The following is a 16,560-nucleotide window of genomic DNA, read 5'->3' as shown; positions in this document are numbered from 1 at the left end:
GGCCTCGCGGCCCCGGGGGTAGGCGTTTCAACGTCGGCGGGCCGGGGTGGCTCCCAGGACGGCGATCAGGGTCAGGGCGCAGGCGGTCAGCGCGGCGAGGGAGATGCCCGGTCCGGTCGGGGTGAGCACGTCGAGCAGGATGGCGGCGGTGAGCTGGCCGGCCACCGAGGTGAGGCCGAGCAGCAGGACGCCGATCCAGCGGACGGTGAACGCGGCGACCGCGATGAAGACCACGCCGATCAGCCCGCCGAGGTAGAGCCACGGTTCGGGGGGCGGCGAGGCAGGCGGGCCGCGTACCGCCAGCACCACCACCGTGACTGGGACCAGCAGCAATAGCCCGACGACGAAGTTCACCAGCGCGGCGGCGGGCGGGCCGCCCACCGCGGCGACCCGCCCGTTCACCGCCTGCTGCCAGGCCAGCCCGATTCCGGCCAGTGCGGGCAGCAGCACCAGCAGTACCGGCGGGATGTCGGGGAGCAGCGCCACCCCGCCCGCGGGCGCGCCGTGCTGGCCGAAGGCCGCGAGCGCGACCGCGGCGATGCCGAGCACCGCGCCCGCCAGCCGCCGCGGGGTCACCGGGGTGCGGCCGCTCGGGGCGATCCCGAGCCGGTCCACCACCAGGCTGCTGACGAGTTGCCCGGCCACCGCCGCCGTGGTGAAGGCGGTGACCCCGATGGCCGCGACGGTGAGCCCCTGACCGGCTACGAAGAAGGCGCCGCAGAGCCCGCCGAGCAGTTGCCAGGGCCGCAGCGACCGGTCGGCGACCGCGGCGCGCACCCGGTGCAGCCCGGCGCGCACCCGACGGTCGAGCAGCGCCGCGAGCAGCAGCGCCACCAGCCCGACCAGGAAGCTCACCGTCGCGGCGGCGATGCCGTCCTGCAGCCGGGCGCCGAGCGCGCCGTTGATCCTGGCCTGCACGGCGACCCCGGCGCCGATCCCGAAGCCGAGCAGCACCCCGATGCGCGTGCGTCCGGTCATCCCGGCACGCTACCGCCGCGACGGCAGCCAGCGCGGGGTGACCGCGGCGATGGCGAGCACCGCCAGCCCGAGCAGCGCCATGGTGGTGGCCAGCGAGAGCACCGCCGTCGCCAGTGCGACGAAGCCGAACACCGCGAGCGCGACCACCTCGGAGAGCAGGCCGGAGACCGAGGTGACGGTGGCGCGGGCCGGGCCGTCGATCGCCTCCTGCAGCCTGGCGTCGGCGACCACCTCCGCGTTCACCCCGACGCCGTACCCGACGGCGATGGCGAGGAATCCGGTGACCACCGCCACCGCACCGCCGACGCTGCCCGCCAGCACCGAGCCCGCCGCGAGCAGCAGCGCGCCCGCGCCGACCAGCGCGCCGAGCACCCGGCCGGAGCGGCCCTCGGTCCGGCCGGCGGCCAGTGCGCCGAGCAGCGAGCCGACCACCGTCACCCCGACCAGGAGCGGGACCACCGCCGTCGCCGCACCGCCCGCCTCGGCCAGCAGCCCGAAGTACTCGTCGTAGGAGGTGATTCCGTACAGCGCCGCCCCCAGCAGCACGCCGCGCCGCACCTTCCGATGCGTGAGCGCCTCGCCGAGCCCGCTGCGCAGCATGGCGATCCAGCGCCCGACACCGGAGGTGCTGTCGGAGGGGATGGACGCCTCGGCGGGAGGGCACTCGATCTCGTCCCCGTCCTCCGGGACGTCACCGACCCCGACCACCCTCGGCGCCGCGGGCAGCGCGCAGGCGGCCAGCGTGTGCACCGCGGCGAGCCCGGTGCTCACCCACCCGACCAGCGCGTACCCACCCCAGGCGTAGAGCGGCGCGGCCGCGAGGATCGCCACGACGACGGCGAACTCACCGGCCGCCCTGGTCCGGCCGAGGATCACCGGGTACCGCCCGGCCGCACCGAGCGCGGTGAGCTCGTCGTAGAGCAGCGCCTCGAAGGTGCCGGAGGAGAGCGCCCCCGCCGCACCCCACACCACGAACCCGACGGCGAAGCCGAGATACCCCGGCCACACCGTCCAGACCCCGAACCCGGCGACCAGCAGCAGCCCGCTCAGGATCAGCAGCGCCCGCCGCGAGTAGGCATCGGCCCAGGCGCCGGAGGGCACCTCGAGCAGGAACGCCGTCCCCGACCAGAGCGCGAGCAGCGACGAGATCTGCGCGGTACTCAGCCCGTGATCGGCGAAGAACACCGCGTACAGCGCGTAGTACGGCACGAACTCGCGCGTGCCGGTGTAGAGCACCGCGCGGAGCGCGAGCCCCGCCTCGGTGCGGCCGCGCTCAGCGCGGCCGAGCACAACTCAACAGGCGTAGATCAGCAGGTGCATGGCCCCATCCTGCGCCCGTGCCGATGGCAGGTCAACGGAATTTCCGCTCAGCCGAGCGGGAGCCACCCGTCGGCGGTCTCGTGCGTGTCGTCGTCCCCGGTGCGCGGCGGCACGGCGGGCTCGGCGGTGAGCTCACCTCGCCCGCTGTTCAGGTCGGTGATCAGCTCGGCGACCGGGTGCGAGTCGCTGTAGTGGTACCCCTGTGCCAGCGCGAAGCCGAGCTCGGTGAGCACGGCTGCCTGGTACTCGGTCTCCACCCCCTCCGCGATCACCTGCAGGTCGAGCGCGTTGCTCAGCGCCGCGATCACGCCGAGCAGCGGCGGGGCGGGCGAGTCCGAGCGGATGGCGGCGACGAAGGACTGATCCACCTTGATGATGTCGCTCGGGAGCGTGGCCAGCCTGCTCAGCGAGGAGTAGCCGGTGCCGAAGTCGTCGATGGCGATCCGGACCCCGCGCTCGCGCAGCGTGTGCAGGTTCGCGATGGCGGTCTGCGACTCCGCCGCGAGCTCGCTCTCGGTCACCTCGAGCACCAGCTGGTCGGCGGGCCAGCCGGTGTTCTCCAGAATGCCCGCCACCCGGTCCGCGTACTCGGTCTCGGCCAGTTCGAGGCCGCTGACATTGACGTTCAGCGTCAGGTCGAGCTGGGCGAAGGTCTCCTGCAGCCTGGCCGCGTCGGCGCAGGCCTTGCGCAGCACCAGCTCGTCCAGGTCGGAGATGAGGTCGAACTCCTCGGCGACCCGGATCAGCCCCTCGGTGGTGACGTCCGGCTGGGCGGCGGGCGACCAGCGCAGCAGCGCCTCGACGCCGACCGCCTTGCCGCCCCCCTCGGTGAGGCTGACGATCGGCTGGTAGTGCACGTCGAGCGCGCCGCGGTCGATGGCGTCGCGCAACTCGACCGCGAGCGGTTGCTGCCGCGACGACTCGAGCACCGTCCGGTTCCGGCCGCCCTGCTTGGCCCGGTACAGCCCGACGTCGGCGCGGCTGACCAGCAGCGAGCCGGACTCGCCCTGCTGCCACGAGGTGACGCCCGCCGAGCAGCCGGTGGTGACGGCGGCGCGCAGCCGCTCGGTGAGCAGGATGGCGGCCTGCTCGGTGGTGTTCGGCAGCAGCAGCGCGAAGGCGTCGCCGCCGTAGCGGGCCAGCCGCTGGTCCGGCGCGAGCAGCTCGGTCCAGGCGTCGGCGACCCGCTGCAGCACGGCGTCGCCCGCCCGGTGCCCGAGGTGGTCGTTGATCTTGCGGAAGCGGTCGAGGTCGACCAGGACAAGGGCGAGCCCCTGCCCGGTGCGCCCGGCCTGCTCGATCGCGGCGTTCAGCAACCGGTCGAAGCCGCGCCGGTTGAGCAGCCCGGTCAGGGTGTCGATATCGGCCTCGGAGGCCATCCTGGTCAGGATTCCGACCACGACGCCGACGCCGAACGTCACGCCCGCCGGGATCACCCCGGACCAGCCGGGCAGATCCCTGGTCGGCAGCGCCCACAGACACATCACCATGGCGAAGCCGATGTGCGCGACCGCGAGCGGCCAGGCGAAGAAGAGCGCGGCGTCGCAGGCGACGAAGACGTAGAAGGCGGCGAGGCTGATCGCGCCGACGGTGTTCGGGAAGGAGTGCACCGCCACCGTCACCAGCACGGTCGCGATGGCGACGTAGGCATGGTGCACGTTGTGCGGCATCCGCGGACCCCAGCCGAGCAGGCTCAGCCCGAGCAGCAGCGCGACGGCCGCCGCGCTCCCGACCAGCACCCGGTTGCCCTCGTCGCCCGGCGCGATCGCGGTGAGCAGCAGCCCGAGGGCACCGCCCATGACATAGAAGGCGCCGGTGGTCCTGGACATGACCATGGCCGTCGCCAGCGCTGACGCGGCCCGCACCCGGGTTCGGGTATCGCCGCGAGACCCGATTCCTCGCACGACAACAGGGTAGAGGCAACCCACCCCGGCCACAGCCCTATCCCTGTTTTCGACCCCCGGCGAACTCCCGGCTATCGCCGCGTCAGGCCGATGTCCTGGTTTGCGGCGGCAGTACATCGGTACCGACGAACGGGACCAGCGCCGCGGGCACCCGCACCGAGCCGTCGGCGCGCTGGTTGTTCTCCAGGATCGCGACGATCCAGCGGGTGGTCGCCAGCGTGCCGTTCAGGGTGGCCGCGATCTGCGGTTTGCCGTCCGCGTCGCGGAACCGCACGGAGAGCCTGCGGCCCTGGAAGGTGGTGCAGTTCGAGGTCGAGGTGAGCTCCCGGTAGGCGCCCTGGGTCGGCACCCAGGCCTCGCAGTCGAACTTCCGCGCGGCCGAGCTGCCCAGGTCGCCCGCGGCGACGTCGATGATCCGGTACGGCACCTCGATGGCGGCCAGCATCTCGCGCTCCCAGGCGAGCAGCCGCTCGTGCTCGGCGTCCGCCTCGGCCGGGTCGCAGTAGACGAACATCTCGATCTTGTCGAACTGGTGCACCCGGATGATGCCCCTGGTGTCCTTGCCGTAGCTGCCCGCCTCCCGGCGGAAGCAGGACGACCAGCCCGCGTACCGCTTCGGCCCGGCGCTCAGATCGATGATCTCGCCCGAGTGGTAGCCGGCCAGCGGCACCTCGGAGGTGCCGACCAGGTACAGGTCGTCCTCCTCCAGGTGGTACACCTCGGCCGAGTGCTGCCCGAGGAACCCGGTGCCCGCCATGATCTCCGGCCGGACCAGCACCGGTGGGATCATCATGGTGAAGCCGTTCGCCACCGCCCGCTGCGCGGCCAGCTGCAACAGCCCGAGCTGCAGCAGCGCGCCGTACCCGGTGAGGAAGTAGAAGCGGGCGCCGGAGACCTTGGCCCCGCGCTCCATGTCGATCAGCCCGAGCGCCTCGCCGAGCTCGAGGTGGTCCTTCGGCTCGAAGTCGAACTCCGGCGGCGTGCCGACCGTCTCCAGCACCACGTAGTCGTCCTCGCCGCCCGCGGGCGCGCCGTCCTGGACCACGTTGGAGATCGCCCGCTGCGCGGTGTCCAGCGCGGCGTCGGCCGCGTGCTGGTCCACCTCGGCCGCCTTCACCTGCGCCGACATCTCCTGCGCGCGGGCGAGCAGCTCGGGGCGCTCGTCCGGGCTCGCCTTGCCGACCCGCTTGCCCATGGCCTTGTGCTCGGCCCGCAGGTTGTCCGCCTTCGCCACCGCGGAGCGGCGCGCGGAGTCGGCCTCGAGCAGCGCGTCGACGAGCGCCGGGTCCTCGCCGCGGGCGCGCTGGGAGGCCCGGACGACGTCGGAATTCTCCCGCAGGAATCGGAGGTCGATCATGGGCGACCAGCGTAATCGACCCCGCTGAACCCCAGTCGATACACCCGAACGTGGCACGCGACGCGATGGCGCTGCCATGATGGATCGCGATGTCTCCCGACGAGCCGAACCCCCGCGACCGCGCCCGAGGAAAAACGGGCGACGGCGAGCCGCGCGCAGGCAAGCGCGGGCTGCACCTGTCCGCCCGCACGCTGCGCCTGTCCCTGCTCGCGGTCGCGGTGGGTGCGGTGGCCGCCGCCATGGTGACGCTCTTCGTCACCGGGTTCGACAACGAGACCGGGCTCGAGGCGCACAACCCCGCCGCCCCGGCAGGCCTGCGCGACGCCGCCTTCGGCACCGCGGCCGCGGGCGACTGCCTGACCTGGAGCACCACCGACCGCAGCGACCTGGTGAAGGTGAGCTGCGACGGCAAGCACCTGTTCGAGGTCGCCGCCGAGGTGGACATGAGCCGCTACCCGGGCCGCGAGTTCGCCCCCGGCTCCCGCTTCCCCGACTCGCTCCGCCTCACCGAACTCAAGGAGGAGCACTGCGTCCCGGCGGTGCAGAAGTACATGGGCGGGCGGTTCGATCCGCGCGGCCGGTACGTGGTCGGGCTGATGTACCCGAGCGCGGACGGCTGGCAGGCGGGCGATCGCACGCTGCGCTGCGGGCTGCAGGTCGCCGCCGCCACCGGGACCCCGAGCACCGTCGGCAGCGCCGCGAAGCAGGACCAGTCCCGGGTCTACGAGCCGGGCGTCTGCCTCGGCATCAATCAGAACCTGCCGTCGGACCCGGTGGAGTGCGCCCAGCAGCACGCGGTCGAGATCGTCTCCACCATCGACCTCGGCTCGCACTTCACCAGCGGCCTGCCGACCAAGGACGACCAGGACAAGTTCATGGAGCAGGAGTGCACCCGCACCTCGACGGACTACCTGGGCAGCCCGGACGCCATCCGGAACAAGACGCTCACCCTCTTCTTCGACTACCTGGACGCGCGCAGCTGGCTGGCGGGCAGCCGCAAGCTGGACTGCATGATCGGAAAGGGCGCCGACCGCGAGGGTTTCGCGCCGATCCAGGGCTCGGCGCGCGGTGACATCCTGATCAACGGGCAGGCCCCGGTGCCGCCGCCGAACAGCGGCCGCTCCACCCCGGCCCCGCTGCCCGGCGCGGCCCCGCTGCCGCCACAGCCCGCGCCGCGGTGACCGTCGCGATGCCCGCCGCCCGGTTCGAGGAACTGGTCGGTGACGCACTGGATCTCGTCCCGGCGGAGCTGGCTCGGGCCATCGACAACGTGGTCGTGCTGATCGAGCCACGCAATCCGGAAGACCCACATCTGCTCGGGCTCTACCACGGCATCGCGCTCACCGAGCGGGACAGCCACTACGGCGGCTCGCTGCCGGACACCATCACCATCTACCGGGACGCCATCCTCGACATCTGCGGCGACGAGGCCGAGGTGGTGGACGAGGTGGCGGTCACCGTGATTCACGAGATCGCGCACTACTTCGGCATCGACGAGGCGCGGCTGCACGAGCTGGGCTGGGGTTGAGTTTTCCCGCGGCGAACGCGCGGATGTGCGTTAGTCTCAGGGAACTCGAGGACTCGAGGGAACCGATGGTGTCGCCGTCGCGTCCTAGAACTCGTAGGGGGAATTCTCGTGGTTCCGCCCCATAGCCACTAGAAGGAGTCGAGTCATGGTTGGCCACGTACTCATGTCGCCGGAGGCCGTGCTTCTGGCCGCGGCCGAGCTCGATCTGCTCGCCGAGCGGCTCGCAGCCGCCGCCACCGTCACCGCGCCCGCCACGCACGTGCTGCCGTCCGGCGCCGAAGAGGTCTCGCTGCTCGCGGCGAACCACTTCAACACCGCGGCAGGCACCCACGACCACGCGGTCGCGCAGGGGATCCTCGAGCTGCACCACGCCGCCGCCGTACTGCGCAGCCAGCTGGCCGCACAGCTCGGCCAGGACGTCGTCCAGGCGGCCGCGCTCGGCGCGATCGGCGCCTGATCCGCGAGCGAATTCGAACAGGGGAGAAACGAGAATGACCGCAGGGATCACCGGGGTTTTCTGGTTGCCGCGCATGGCCGAGGTGAATTCGGTCGCGCTGAACACCGGCGCGCACGCCGTTCCCATCTCCGCGGCGGCGACCGCGTGGGGCGCGCTCACCGGCGTCTGGGTGGACGCGACCGCCACCGTCGCACGGGTGATGGCCGAGCTCGGCGTCGGCATGCAGGGCATCAACGGCATCGCCGCGCTCTCCCGGCTCACCGGCTTCATGGGCTGGGCCGAGCAGCAGGGCGTGATGGCGGCCGCCATGGCCACCAAGACGGCGGCCAACGCGACGGCGTACACCGTTGCCTCGCTCGCCATGCCGAGCCTGCCGGAGATCGTCGCCGTGAACGCGGCGGTGGTCGCCTCGGCGAACCCGCCCGGCGCGCTCTCCGGCGCCTTCGAGGTGGCCGAAGTCGCCAAACATGCCATGGATATCCGCGCCGCCCTCGTCATGGAGACCTACGAGGCGGCGACCAGCGCACTCGTCACCACGCCCGGTGAGTTCGCCCGGCCGCCCGCCATCGCCAACGGCGCGGGCACGGCGGACGGCGCATCGGAGCAGTCGGCCGAGACGGCCTTCCAGGGCGATCCGATCCAGAGCGCGGTCGCCGCGGCCACCGCCTTCGTGCAGAACCCCGCGGTGATCAGTGCCGCGACCCAGGCCGCCAATGTGGCCGGCTCGGTGGTCGGCACCGGCGTCACCACCGCGGGCAACCTCGGTGGCGCCGCCATCTCCGCGCTCACCTCCGCGGGCACCACCGCGGCCCCCGCCGCGGTCGCGCCGATGGGGCTCGGGGTGGCGGGCGCCGCGGGCGCGGCGGCCGCCAGCACCCGCTCCGCGGCGCTCTCCGGCGTCGGCGCCGGCGGCTCGGCGAACAGCAACGGCAAGCTCACGCTTCCCGACGGCTGGGGCGCCGGTGCGGCACTCGGCGCGGGCGTTCCGGTCGCCGCGGCGGTCGGCGACTCCGTGGTCGCCCGGGTGGACGCCGCTCCGGTTCGCTCCACGGGCAGCGGCCAGAGCCCGCTGCTCGGCAATGGCCGCGCCACCGGCGAGGACGACGAGGGCGAGCACGACGCGGCCGACTACCTGCGCAGCGACGAGCACTTCCACGACGGCCGCTGGGCCACCGACGGCGTGATCGGCGCGGACGCCGGCACCATTCGGTGACCGTGCTCGGTGCGGGCCGCGGTCCCGCGGCCCTCGAGTCGGTGGTGCTCTCGCTGGACGAGATGCAGTTCCTCCTGGAGGAGCTGCAGATCGACGACGTCCCGGTCGTGCTGGACGCGATCGGCCGGTACGACAACGTCGCCGAGCACGATGCCGCGCTCGCCGCGGCCGCCGGGTCGCTCACCGAGCGCGCCCTGCTGTCCGGCGGCGAGGTGCACCCCGAGCTCGCCGACCGCCTGCGCACGCTGAACCGCCCGCACTGGGTGGTCGCGCTGCGGCTGGTGGTCGACGGCCGGGTGAGCAGGCTCTGCCTCGCGAAGGGCGACGACCTGGTGACCGTCGCCCTCCGCGGGCCGAACTCCTACGTCCTCGACGAGGTCGGCGACGATCTGCCCGCCCCGCTGCTCGCCGCGCTCGGCCCCGCCGAGCCGCTCGACCTCACCGGCATGAACGCCTACACCGACGATCTGGTGCCGATCTTCGGCGAGCTCGGGGATGCCGCCGCCACCGCGCGGCGGCTCGCAGGCGTCGGCACCCCGGATCGGGACGCGCAGGCGCTGGCCTCGGCGCTGGTGCACCTGGAGGCGCACGCGGAGATCGTCGGGGTGGCCTACCGCGACGGCACCCGCGAGTACGCGGACAACCACATCGCCGTCTTCGACACCCGCAACGGCCGCTTCCTCGCCACCGCGAGCCGGGCCGACGACGGCAGCAAGTGGACCTCGCTGAGCAGCGGCACCCCGGCCCGGCTCCGCGCCGCGCTGCTCGACCTGGTGAACGGCCTGCCCGAGCGCGACGAGTTCCCGGTCCGGTAGGGCGTCAGCCCATCGGGTCGTCCTGCTGCGGCTCGGTATCCGGGCCGAAGGGCGGGGTGAAGCGGCCCCAGCGGGTCAGCTCCCAGCCGCGGTCCGGCCGCGGCAGCAGCTCGATGGTCTCGGTGTTGTCGAGGTGGTTGTTCGTGGTGAATGGTGGCCGGATATCGGTGAGCACCCGGGCCAGCAGCCGCATGGCGGCGCCGTGGATCACCAGCAGGACGTCGCCGTCGGCGCCGTCGGTGAACCAGGTCCGCCGCAGCTGCTCGATCACCGGGAGGAAGCGGGCGAGCACCTCGTACCCGGACTCACCACCCGGCGGCCTGCGGTCCAGCTCACCCTCGTGCCAGGCATGGTAGATGTCCTGGAAGAGGTCGTGCGCGGCGGCCGAGCTCTGCCCCTCCATCTCGCCGACCTGCACCTCGTAGGTGCCGTCGAGCACCTGGGCGGCCACCCCGGTCGCCTCCTCGATGTAGCTCGCGGTCTGCCTGGCGCGCAGCGCGGCCGAGCAGTACAGCGCGCGCGGCGGTGCGGCCAGCGTGGCGCCGAGCGTCTTCGCCTGCGCCACCCCGCGTTCGGTGAGCGGGAGGCCGGGCACCCTGGTGTCGAGCAACTTGGCGACGTTGCCCTCGGTCTCTCCGTGCCGAACCAGGATCAGTCGTGCGCTCAACGGTCCGCCACCCCCTTTCGTAGCTGCGAAAGCCACAGCGCGGCATCGGTGTCCGGCGGCGGCGGGGCGCCGGGCTTGGCGAACGCGGGCCACGATCCGAGGTAGCGGATGCGCGGCGCCGAGCGGTGCAGCGCCTTGAGCGCCTCCGCCACTGCGCTGTCGTCGATGTGCCCGACGCAGTCCAGGTAGAAGCGGTAGGCGCCCATGCCGGTTCGGGTCGGCCGCGATTCGATCCGGGTGAGATCGATGCCGCGCGTGGAGAATTCGGCGAAGGCGCGCATCAGCGAGCCGGGTTCGTTGGTCAGCTCCAGCACCACCGAGGTGCGGTCGGCGCCGGTGGCGGGCGGGGCCGTCCGCGGCGCCGTCACCAGCACGAAGCGGGTGACGGCCTGGTCGTGGTCGGCCACCCCGGCGGCCAGCGTGGCCAGCCCGAGCCGCTCGCCGGCCAGGACGGTGGAGACGGCGGCGTCGGCCTTGCCCGCCTGCACGTCCTCGGCGGCGGCGGCGTTCGAGGTGGAGGTGTAGTAGGCGGCGTCCGGCAACTCGCGCGCCACCCATTCGCGCACCTGCCCGGCGGCCACCGGGTAGGCGGCGAGCAACCGCACGTCGGCGCGCTCGGTGCCGGGCCTGGCCAGGATGCTGAAGGTCACCTCCAGCTCGGTCTCGGCGACGATCTGCAGCCGCGCGCCGAGCGCGAGGGAGTCGAGGGTGGCGGCGATCGAGCCCTCCACCGAGCTCTCGATCGGCACCACCGCGCCCTCGACCTCGCCCGCCCGGATCAGGTCGAGCGCGGCGCCCTGGCTCGGCGCGGCGACCCGCTCCACCTGCCCCTCGAAGGCGCCCGCCGATTCGAATCGGGCGAGCGCCATCTCGGTGAAGGTTCCCGATGGTCCGAAGTAGGCGATGCGCGGCACGCCTATGACACTACTTGCGTCCCGCGGAACTCATCCCGCCGTTGCGCTGCCTGCGCCGCCCCCGCGCAGCAGGGCCGCCAGTTCGGCCGTCAGCTCGGCCGGATTCTCCGCCTCGATCCACAGCAACACGCCGCGCACCGCCTCGACGGCCTGCGGATTCAGCCCGGTCAGGAAGGCGATGTCCGGGGCGGCGAGCCCGCGGCGAACGTCCTCGCCGCAGAGCGCGGCCGCGGTGGCGGCGAGGAGCGCCAGCGCACGGGCGGCTTCCCCGGTGCGGGCGACGAACCCGTCGGCGGTGTGCACCACCGAGCCGATGAGATCGGCCAGCTCGGCGTCGGGCAGCTCCGGCCCGAGCGCCCTGCTCCCCGGCGGCAGCGGACCGAGCGGGCGGATCAGGCCGTCGGCCAGGCTGCGGCGGGGCGGTGGCCGCAGCGACATCAGCACCGGCTCGGCCCCGCCCGCAGGCGGCCCGGCGTCGGCCAGCGCGATTTCGAGCGGCACCGCGCCGTCGATCGGCACGCCGGACTCCGGTGCGGCGGTGCTCGGCGCGGTGGAGGGCTCGGTCATCCGCCCACGGTAACCCCGGCCTGACCGGCACGGGCGCGCGCTCCCGGCCGGGCCGGACCTCCCGACCGCCCTGATCGAAGCTCTTGCACAAGATCGTCCGTTCACTTAGCTTAGGGTAACCTAATTCTCGCCGAGCCGGGCGAGCGGGCACCAGGAGGACTACATGCCGCAATCGACCCTCGCACCGTCGACCGCGGAACGGGTGCGCAGCGCCTGTGCGCACGCCGAGAACGCGGTGCTCGCCATGCCGGGCATCGACCCGACCCCCGTCTCGGTGCACCACCTGCGCGAGTGCGGCGACGCGGTGGTCGCGGTGCCGAGCACATCGGTCGCGGCGGTGCTGGTCGCCAACTCCGGCGGCGGCGGCGCGCCCGCGGTCCTCGAGCTGACCGACCACGCCCCCATCGTGGTGCGCGAGCCGGTGCGCTCCCTGGTCTGGCTGCGCGGCTGGGTGCGAGCGGTGCCGCTGCCCGCGCAGCGCGCGCTCGCCGGCGAGGTCGCGAAGGAGCTGCCGCATCCCATGCTGCTCGACGTCGGGCACGGCCTCACCCTGCTCCGCGTCGTGATCAAGTCCGCCGTCGTCGCCGACTCCACCGGTGCCGAGTCGGTGGACGTCGACGAGCTGCGCACCGCGGTCCCCGACCCCTTCTGCGCCATGGAGTCGGCCTGGCTCCAGCACCTGGAGAGCGACCACGCCGACCTGGTCGCCATGATCGCCAGGCAACTCCCCGCGCACCTGCAGCGCGGCATCGTGCACCCGCTCGCCATCGACCGCTACGGGCTGACCCTGCGCATCGAGGGCATGGACGGCGACCACGACTTCCGCCTGCCCTTCCGCACCCCCGCCGACGACGTCGAAGGATTGAGCCGGGCGGTCCGCACCCTCGCGGGCTGCCCGTTCCTGAACGGGCTGCGGAGAATCTGACGCACTACGGCTGGAGCCAGCCCGAGACCATCCGGGCGATCTCGCCGATGACCTGGTCGCGGTCCAGGTGGGCAGGGGCTTCGAGGCCGATGCGGAGGCTGCTCGCCACCCCGACGCTGACCATGACGTACGCCTTGACCTCCAGTTCGGCGTCCGGGAGCGGGCCGAGCAGGTTCAGTAGGTAGCCGCGGGTGAGGACGAGCAGGCGGCGTTCCAGGTACCGCAACGAGATGGGCGCGGCGGCGGCGGAGTACACGCCGGTGGAGGAGTTCCGCCGCTGACTAGATTCGCTGTCATGCCCGCCGACCCAGCCCCGTCCCGCCCGCTCGACGAGTCCGAGCGGCGCGCGCTCCGGATCGAGGTCGTGCTCGTCCTCGCCCTCACCTTCGGGGCGAGCGGGCTCAGCGCCGCGCTGTCGCTGCTGGAGAGCGCGCTGCAGCCGGGCGGGGTCGGCGGTAGGACCGTCGCGCTGAACGCCTCGCGCGCCGATCAGCCGCTGCTCGACCTGGCCTTCCAACTGCTCGGCGTGCTGCGGCTGGTCGCGTGGGCCGCGCTCGGGCTCTACCTGCTGTGGCGCAGCGGAATCGGGCCGAAGGCGGTCGGGCTGGCCAGGGACCGCTGGCGCGGCGACCTGCTCGCCGGGCTCGGCTTCACCGCGCTGATCGGGCTGCCCGGGCTCGGGCTCTACCTGCTCGCGCAGGCACTCGGCTTCAGCGTGACGATCGTGCCGAGCTCGCTCGGTGAGCACTGGTGGCGGCTGCCGGTGCTGATCCTCTCCGCCTGCGCCAACTCGGCGGCGGAGGAGATCATCGTGGTCGGGTACCTGCTCACCCGGCTGCGCGGGCTCGGCTGGTCGGACAACTCGGCGCTGCTGGCCTCGGCGCTGCTACGCGGGAGCTACCACCTCTACCAGGGGCTCGGCGGCGGGCTCGGCAACGTGGTGATGGGGCTGATCTTCGGGCGCTGGTGGCAGCGCACCGGGCGGCTCTGGCCGCTGCTCGTCGCGCACGCGCTGATCGACACCATCGCCTACGTCGGCTACACCGTGCTCCGCGGGCACGTCGACTGGCTGCCCTGAGCCGCTAACACCGGCCGCGTCCGGGGTGATTCATCAAGTGAGCGGGGGCATCCCGCGTACCGCCCGATCGACCCGACGGATCAGTAGAGTCTGCATGATGAACGGCGAGGACCCCAAGTACCCCGCGCGCCGGACGCCGCCACCGCCCGGACAGCAGGAGCGCAGGCCGGGGCCCCCGCCGCCGCGCGGCGCCGAGCCGCCGCACCGCGGTGCGCCGCCACATCGGGAGGGCCGGCCCCCCGGCGCTCCCCGCGGCAATCCGCCGCCACGCGGCCAGCAGCCCCCGCGCGATCACCAGCCCCCGCGCGATCACCAGCCGCCACGCGATCACCAGCCGCCACGCGGCGGTCAGCCGCCGTACCGCAACCAGCCGCCCGGCGCCCGCCCGCCCGGCGGTGACCAGCGCCGCCCGCCGCCGCCGGGCGCGGGCGGGATCGAGCCGACCCAGGTCGTGCGCCGGGACGGCAGGCGCGACCAGGAGCTCGCCTACTCGCGGTCGCCCGAGCCGGAGCAGGCCACCCGGCGCTACACCAGCAAACACCCCACGCAGCAACCGCAGCAGCCGCCGCAGCGGGCGCGGCACGCGCCGACGCAGCAGCCGCAGCCTTACCGGGACCAGCGCCGCCCACCCCCGCCCCCGTCGCGCGGCCGCGGCGCTCCCCCGCGCGCCCCGCAGCCGGAGCGCAGGCGCCGCAAGCGGCACCTCTTCCGCTGGTTCCTGGTCTTCCTGCTGGTGCTGATCGTCGGCATGGTCGCGGCCGTCGTGCACCTGGACGATTCGCTGACCCGGATCGACGCGCTCAGCGCCTACGAGGACCGGATCGGCGACACCCCCGGCACCAACTGGCTGCTCGTCGGCTCGGACAGCAGGGCCGGGCTCTCGGCGGAGCAGGAGCAGGATCTCGCCACCGGCGGCGAGGTCGGCTCCGAGCGCACCGACACCATCATCCTGGTGCACATCCCGAAGTCGGGGCAGGCGACGCTGGTCAGCCTGCCGCGCGATTCCTACGTGAGCATCCCCGGCCACGGCAGGGACAAGCTGAACGCCTCGTTCGCCTTCGGCGGCCCGCCGCTGCTCGTGCAGACCGTCGAGGGCGCCACCGGCCTGCGCATCGACCACTACGCGCAGATCGGCTTCGGTGGCTTCGCCGCCGTCGTCGACACCCTCGGCGGCATCGACGTCTGCCTGGACGCCCCGATCAGCGACCCGCTGGCAGGCATCGACCTGCCCGCCGGCTGCCAGACCCTGGACGGCCCGCAGTCGCTCGGCTTCGTGCGCAGCCGCGCCACCGCGCTCGCCGACATCGACCGGATGAACAACCAGCGCAAGTTCATGGCCGCGCTGCTGCAGAAGGCGACCAGCGCGGGCACGCTGGCCAACCCGTTCACGCTCTGGCCGCTGGCCACCGACACCGTCGGCTCGCTGAAGGTGGACGAGGGCGACCACCTCTGGCACGTCGCCTCGCTCGGCTGGGCGATGCGCGGCGACACCGTGAACACCACGGTGCCGATCGGCGGCTTCGACGACACCGACAGCGGCAATGTGCTGCTCTGGGACCGGGATCGGGCCAGCCGGTTCTTCGACGCCCTCGCCAACGATCAGCAGATTCCGGAGGACCTCCGCACGGGGTAGTTTCGAGGGATGCCCGACATATCGGTGGAGCAGCCCTTCGCGGGGCTGCTCCGCGACCACATCCGTTTCGAACTGACCACCTCCCAGCAGTACCTCGCGGTCGCGGTGTATTTCGACGCGGCCAAGCTGCCGCGCTCGGCGGCCTACGCGTATCGGCGCTCCGAGGACAACCGCACCGACGCGCTGCGCATGATCGGCTACCTGCTCGACCGGGAACTGCCGGTCGGGGTGACCGGAATAGATCCGATCCGCTCGGAGTTCGGTTCGTCACAGGATGCCGCCACCCACATCTGTGCCCTGGAGAGCGAGCGCAGCGCTCGCCTCACCGATCTGGCCCAGCAGGCCCGGCGGGCGAACGACTACCTGGGCGAGCAATTCACCGGCTGGTTCCTGGAGAAGCAGATCGAGGAAGCGGCACGGGCGAACACGCTGGTCACCGTGGTGGAGCGGGCCGATGGCAATCTCTTCGACGTCGAGGAGTTCCTGGCGCGGGAGCAGTCCGGGCGCGCACCGCTGTCCACCGGCGCGCCGCCGCGCATTCCCGGAATTGTTTCCCGGAACTCCAGCTGAATTACGCTTTCCATTCAGCGCAGAATTTAGGCAATACTAACCTCATTAAGGGTGTACTTGGATGACAAGGCCCTTGACCAGCATTAATCTCGTGCACATGTCGACCCATCCGGAGCCCCCGCGCACTAAATTCCACGGCCTGCTGCAGGATCAGATCCACAACGAATTCAATGCGGAGCACCAGTACATCGCACTCGCGGTCTGGTACGACAACGCGGATCTGCCGCAGCTCGCCAAGCTCTTCTACAAGCAGGCGGTCGAAGAGCGCAACCACGCCATGATGATCGTCCAGTACTTCCTCGACCGCGACATCAGCGTCGAGATCCGCAGCGTCGACGCGGCCAAGTCGCACTTCGAGAACGCCCGCGAGCCGATCGCGCTGGCGCTGGCGCAGGAGAAGACCGTCACCGACCAGGTGGTCCAGCTCGCGAGCACCGCCCGCGAAGAGGGCGACTACCTCGGCGAGCAGTTCATGCAGTGGTTCCTGAAGGAGCAGGTCGAGGAGGTCGCGCGGATGACCACCCTGCTCACCATCGCCGACCGGGCAGGTGCGAACCTGTTCGATCTGGAGGAGTTCATCGCCCGCGAGATGGACGGGCCCTCCGATACCTCCGGCGCGCCGCACGCCGCCGGC

18 protein-coding genes are annotated in these 16,560 nt (G+C 72.7%); 10 read left to right on the top strand and 8 right to left on the bottom strand.

What is annotated here, in order from left to right:
• Nucleotides 1-27 precede the first annotated feature (27 nt).
• The 4 genes from ACFO0B_RS17845 to serS all read right to left on the bottom strand — a co-directional run bounded on the left by ACFO0B_RS17845 (nucleotide 28) and on the right by serS (nucleotide 5,559).
• Nucleotides 28-978 carry a DMT family transporter gene (locus ACFO0B_RS17845; protein ID WP_378613589.1) on the bottom strand — a complete coding sequence of 317 codons (951 nt, stop codon included), beginning with the start codon at nucleotides 976-978 and terminating at the stop codon, nucleotides 28-30.
• 9 nt (nucleotides 979-987) lie between these two features.
• Nucleotides 988-2,268 (bottom strand): MFS transporter, encoded by a 1,281-nt coding sequence (locus ACFO0B_RS17840; RefSeq protein WP_378613588.1) that lies wholly within the window; start codon nucleotides 2,266-2,268, stop codon nucleotides 988-990.
• Between the two features lie 77 nt (nucleotides 2,269-2,345).
• Nucleotides 2,346-4,163 (bottom strand): putative bifunctional diguanylate cyclase/phosphodiesterase, encoded by a 1,818-nt coding sequence (locus ACFO0B_RS17835; RefSeq protein WP_378613587.1) that lies wholly within the window; start codon nucleotides 4,161-4,163, stop codon nucleotides 2,346-2,348.
• A 121-nt stretch (nucleotides 4,164-4,284) separates the two neighbouring features.
• Nucleotides 4,285-5,559, bottom strand: coding sequence for a serine--tRNA ligase (gene serS / locus ACFO0B_RS17830; protein WP_378613586.1), 1,275 nt, complete (start codon nucleotides 5,557-5,559; stop codon nucleotides 4,285-4,287).
• Nucleotides 5,560-5,648: 89 nt separating this feature from the next.
• Between serS and ACFO0B_RS17825 the strand changes: the two genes are divergently transcribed.
• From ACFO0B_RS17825 to ACFO0B_RS17805, 5 genes are all read left to right on the top strand, one after another.
• On the top strand, nucleotides 5,649-6,740 hold the full coding sequence (locus ACFO0B_RS17825; RefSeq protein WP_378613585.1) for a septum formation family protein: 1,092 nt from the start codon (nucleotides 5,649-5,651) through the stop codon (nucleotides 6,738-6,740).
• 8 nt (nucleotides 6,741-6,748) lie between these two features.
• A complete protein-coding gene (locus tag ACFO0B_RS17820) occupies nucleotides 6,749-7,087 on the top strand; it encodes a metallopeptidase family protein (protein ID WP_378613845.1) in 339 nt (112 codons plus the stop codon).
• Nucleotides 7,088-7,232: 145 nt separating this feature from the next.
• On the top strand, nucleotides 7,233-7,544 hold the full coding sequence (locus ACFO0B_RS17815) for a PE domain-containing protein (protein WP_378613584.1): 312 nt from the start codon (nucleotides 7,233-7,235) through the stop codon (nucleotides 7,542-7,544).
• 34 nt (nucleotides 7,545-7,578) lie between these two features.
• The gene (locus tag ACFO0B_RS17810; protein WP_378613583.1) at nucleotides 7,579-8,757 is read left to right on the top strand and encodes a PPE domain-containing protein; all 1,179 of its coding nucleotides are present in this window, start codon (nucleotides 7,579-7,581) and stop codon (nucleotides 8,755-8,757) included.
• Nucleotides 8,754-9,572: an ESX secretion-associated protein EspG gene (locus ACFO0B_RS17805; protein ID WP_378613582.1), complete on the top strand. Its 819-nt coding sequence runs from the start codon at nucleotides 8,754-8,756 to the stop codon at nucleotides 9,570-9,572. The genes ACFO0B_RS17810 and ACFO0B_RS17805 overlap by 4 nt, the downstream gene beginning before the upstream one ends.
• Nucleotides 9,573-9,576: 4 nt before the next feature.
• Here the strand turns inward: ACFO0B_RS17805 and ACFO0B_RS17800 are convergent, their stop codons facing one another.
• The 3 genes from ACFO0B_RS17800 to ACFO0B_RS17790 are packed head-to-tail and all read right to left on the bottom strand — an operon-like array spanning nucleotide 9,577 to nucleotide 11,720.
• Nucleotides 9,577-10,239 (bottom strand): histidine phosphatase family protein, encoded by a 663-nt coding sequence (locus ACFO0B_RS17800; RefSeq protein ID WP_378613581.1) that lies wholly within the window; start codon nucleotides 10,237-10,239, stop codon nucleotides 9,577-9,579.
• Nucleotides 10,236-11,153 (bottom strand): prephenate dehydratase, encoded by a 918-nt coding sequence (gene pheA / locus ACFO0B_RS17795; protein ID WP_378613580.1) that lies wholly within the window; start codon nucleotides 11,151-11,153, stop codon nucleotides 10,236-10,238. Before pheA ends, ACFO0B_RS17800 begins: the two co-directional genes overlap by 4 nt.
• Nucleotides 11,154-11,183: 30 nt before the next feature.
• Complete coding sequence (locus tag ACFO0B_RS17790; protein ID WP_378613579.1) at nucleotides 11,184-11,720, bottom strand: hypothetical protein; 537 nt, start codon at nucleotides 11,718-11,720, stop codon at nucleotides 11,184-11,186.
• 163 nt (nucleotides 11,721-11,883) lie between these two features.
• Here ACFO0B_RS17790 and ACFO0B_RS17785 point away from each other — a divergent pair, with 163 nt between their 5' ends.
• Nucleotides 11,884-12,645, top strand: a complete 762-nt coding sequence (locus tag ACFO0B_RS17785; RefSeq protein WP_378613578.1) for a DUF2470 domain-containing protein — start codon at nucleotides 11,884-11,886, stop codon at nucleotides 12,643-12,645.
• Nucleotides 12,646-12,649: 4 nt separating this feature from the next.
• On the opposite strand, the gene ACFO0B_RS17780 is transcribed toward ACFO0B_RS17785, so the two are convergent.
• Nucleotides 12,650-12,901 (bottom strand): hypothetical protein, encoded by a 252-nt coding sequence (locus tag ACFO0B_RS17780; protein ID WP_378613577.1) that lies wholly within the window; start codon nucleotides 12,899-12,901, stop codon nucleotides 12,650-12,652.
• Nucleotides 12,902-12,940: 39 nt separating this feature from the next.
• On the opposite strand from ACFO0B_RS17780, the gene ACFO0B_RS17775 reads away from it, so the two are divergent.
• The 4 genes from ACFO0B_RS17775 to ACFO0B_RS17760 all read left to right on the top strand — a co-directional run.
• Nucleotides 12,941-13,723, top strand: a complete 783-nt coding sequence (locus ACFO0B_RS17775; protein WP_378613576.1) for a CPBP family intramembrane glutamic endopeptidase — start codon at nucleotides 12,941-12,943, stop codon at nucleotides 13,721-13,723.
• A 433-nt stretch (nucleotides 13,724-14,156) separates the two neighbouring features.
• Nucleotides 14,157-15,356 (top strand): LCP family protein, encoded by a 1,200-nt coding sequence (locus ACFO0B_RS17770; protein WP_378613844.1) that lies wholly within the window; start codon nucleotides 14,157-14,159, stop codon nucleotides 15,354-15,356.
• 9 nt (nucleotides 15,357-15,365) lie between these two features.
• Nucleotides 15,366-15,926: a ferritin gene (locus ACFO0B_RS17765; RefSeq protein WP_378613575.1), complete on the top strand. Its 561-nt coding sequence runs from the start codon at nucleotides 15,366-15,368 to the stop codon at nucleotides 15,924-15,926.
• 97 nt (nucleotides 15,927-16,023) lie between these two features.
• Nucleotides 16,024-16,560: ferritin (locus ACFO0B_RS17760; protein ID WP_378613574.1), on the top strand; the 537-nt coding region annotated here is incomplete at its 3' end.

It is taken from the genome of Nocardia jiangsuensis, from assembly GCF_042650385.1.
Classification (GTDB): Bacteria; Actinomycetota; Actinomycetes; order Mycobacteriales; family Mycobacteriaceae; genus Nocardia; species Nocardia jiangsuensis.
Note: the sequence above shows the minus strand (reverse complement) of the source record. Positions and strands in the feature narration are given on the sequence as shown.

Coding starts and splice junctions, on each gene's coding strand:
- ACFO0B_RS17785 (WP_378613578.1), top strand. CDS start 11,884: ATGCCGCAATCGACCCTCGCACCGTCGACCGCGGAACGGGTGCGCAGC.
- ACFO0B_RS17825 (WP_378613585.1), top strand. CDS start 5,649: ATGTCTCCCGACGAGCCGAACCCCCGCGACCGCGCCCGAGGAAAAACG.
- ACFO0B_RS17815 (WP_378613584.1), top strand. CDS start 7,233: ATGGTTGGCCACGTACTCATGTCGCCGGAGGCCGTGCTTCTGGCCGCG.
- ACFO0B_RS17765 (WP_378613575.1), top strand. CDS start 15,366: ATGCCCGACATATCGGTGGAGCAGCCCTTCGCGGGGCTGCTCCGCGAC.
- serS (WP_378613586.1), bottom strand. CDS start 5,559: ATGATCGACCTCCGATTCCTGCGGGAGAATTCCGACGTCGTCCGGGCC.
- ACFO0B_RS17810 (WP_378613583.1), top strand. CDS start 7,579: ATGACCGCAGGGATCACCGGGGTTTTCTGGTTGCCGCGCATGGCCGAG.
- ACFO0B_RS17820 (WP_378613845.1), top strand. CDS start 6,749: ATGCCCGCCGCCCGGTTCGAGGAACTGGTCGGTGACGCACTGGATCTC.
- ACFO0B_RS17775 (WP_378613576.1), top strand. CDS start 12,941: ATGCCCGCCGACCCAGCCCCGTCCCGCCCGCTCGACGAGTCCGAGCGG.
- ACFO0B_RS17845 (WP_378613589.1), bottom strand. CDS start 978: ATGACCGGACGCACGCGCATCGGGGTGCTGCTCGGCTTCGGGATCGGC.
- ACFO0B_RS17790 (WP_378613579.1), bottom strand. CDS start 11,720: ATGACCGAGCCCTCCACCGCGCCGAGCACCGCCGCACCGGAGTCCGGC.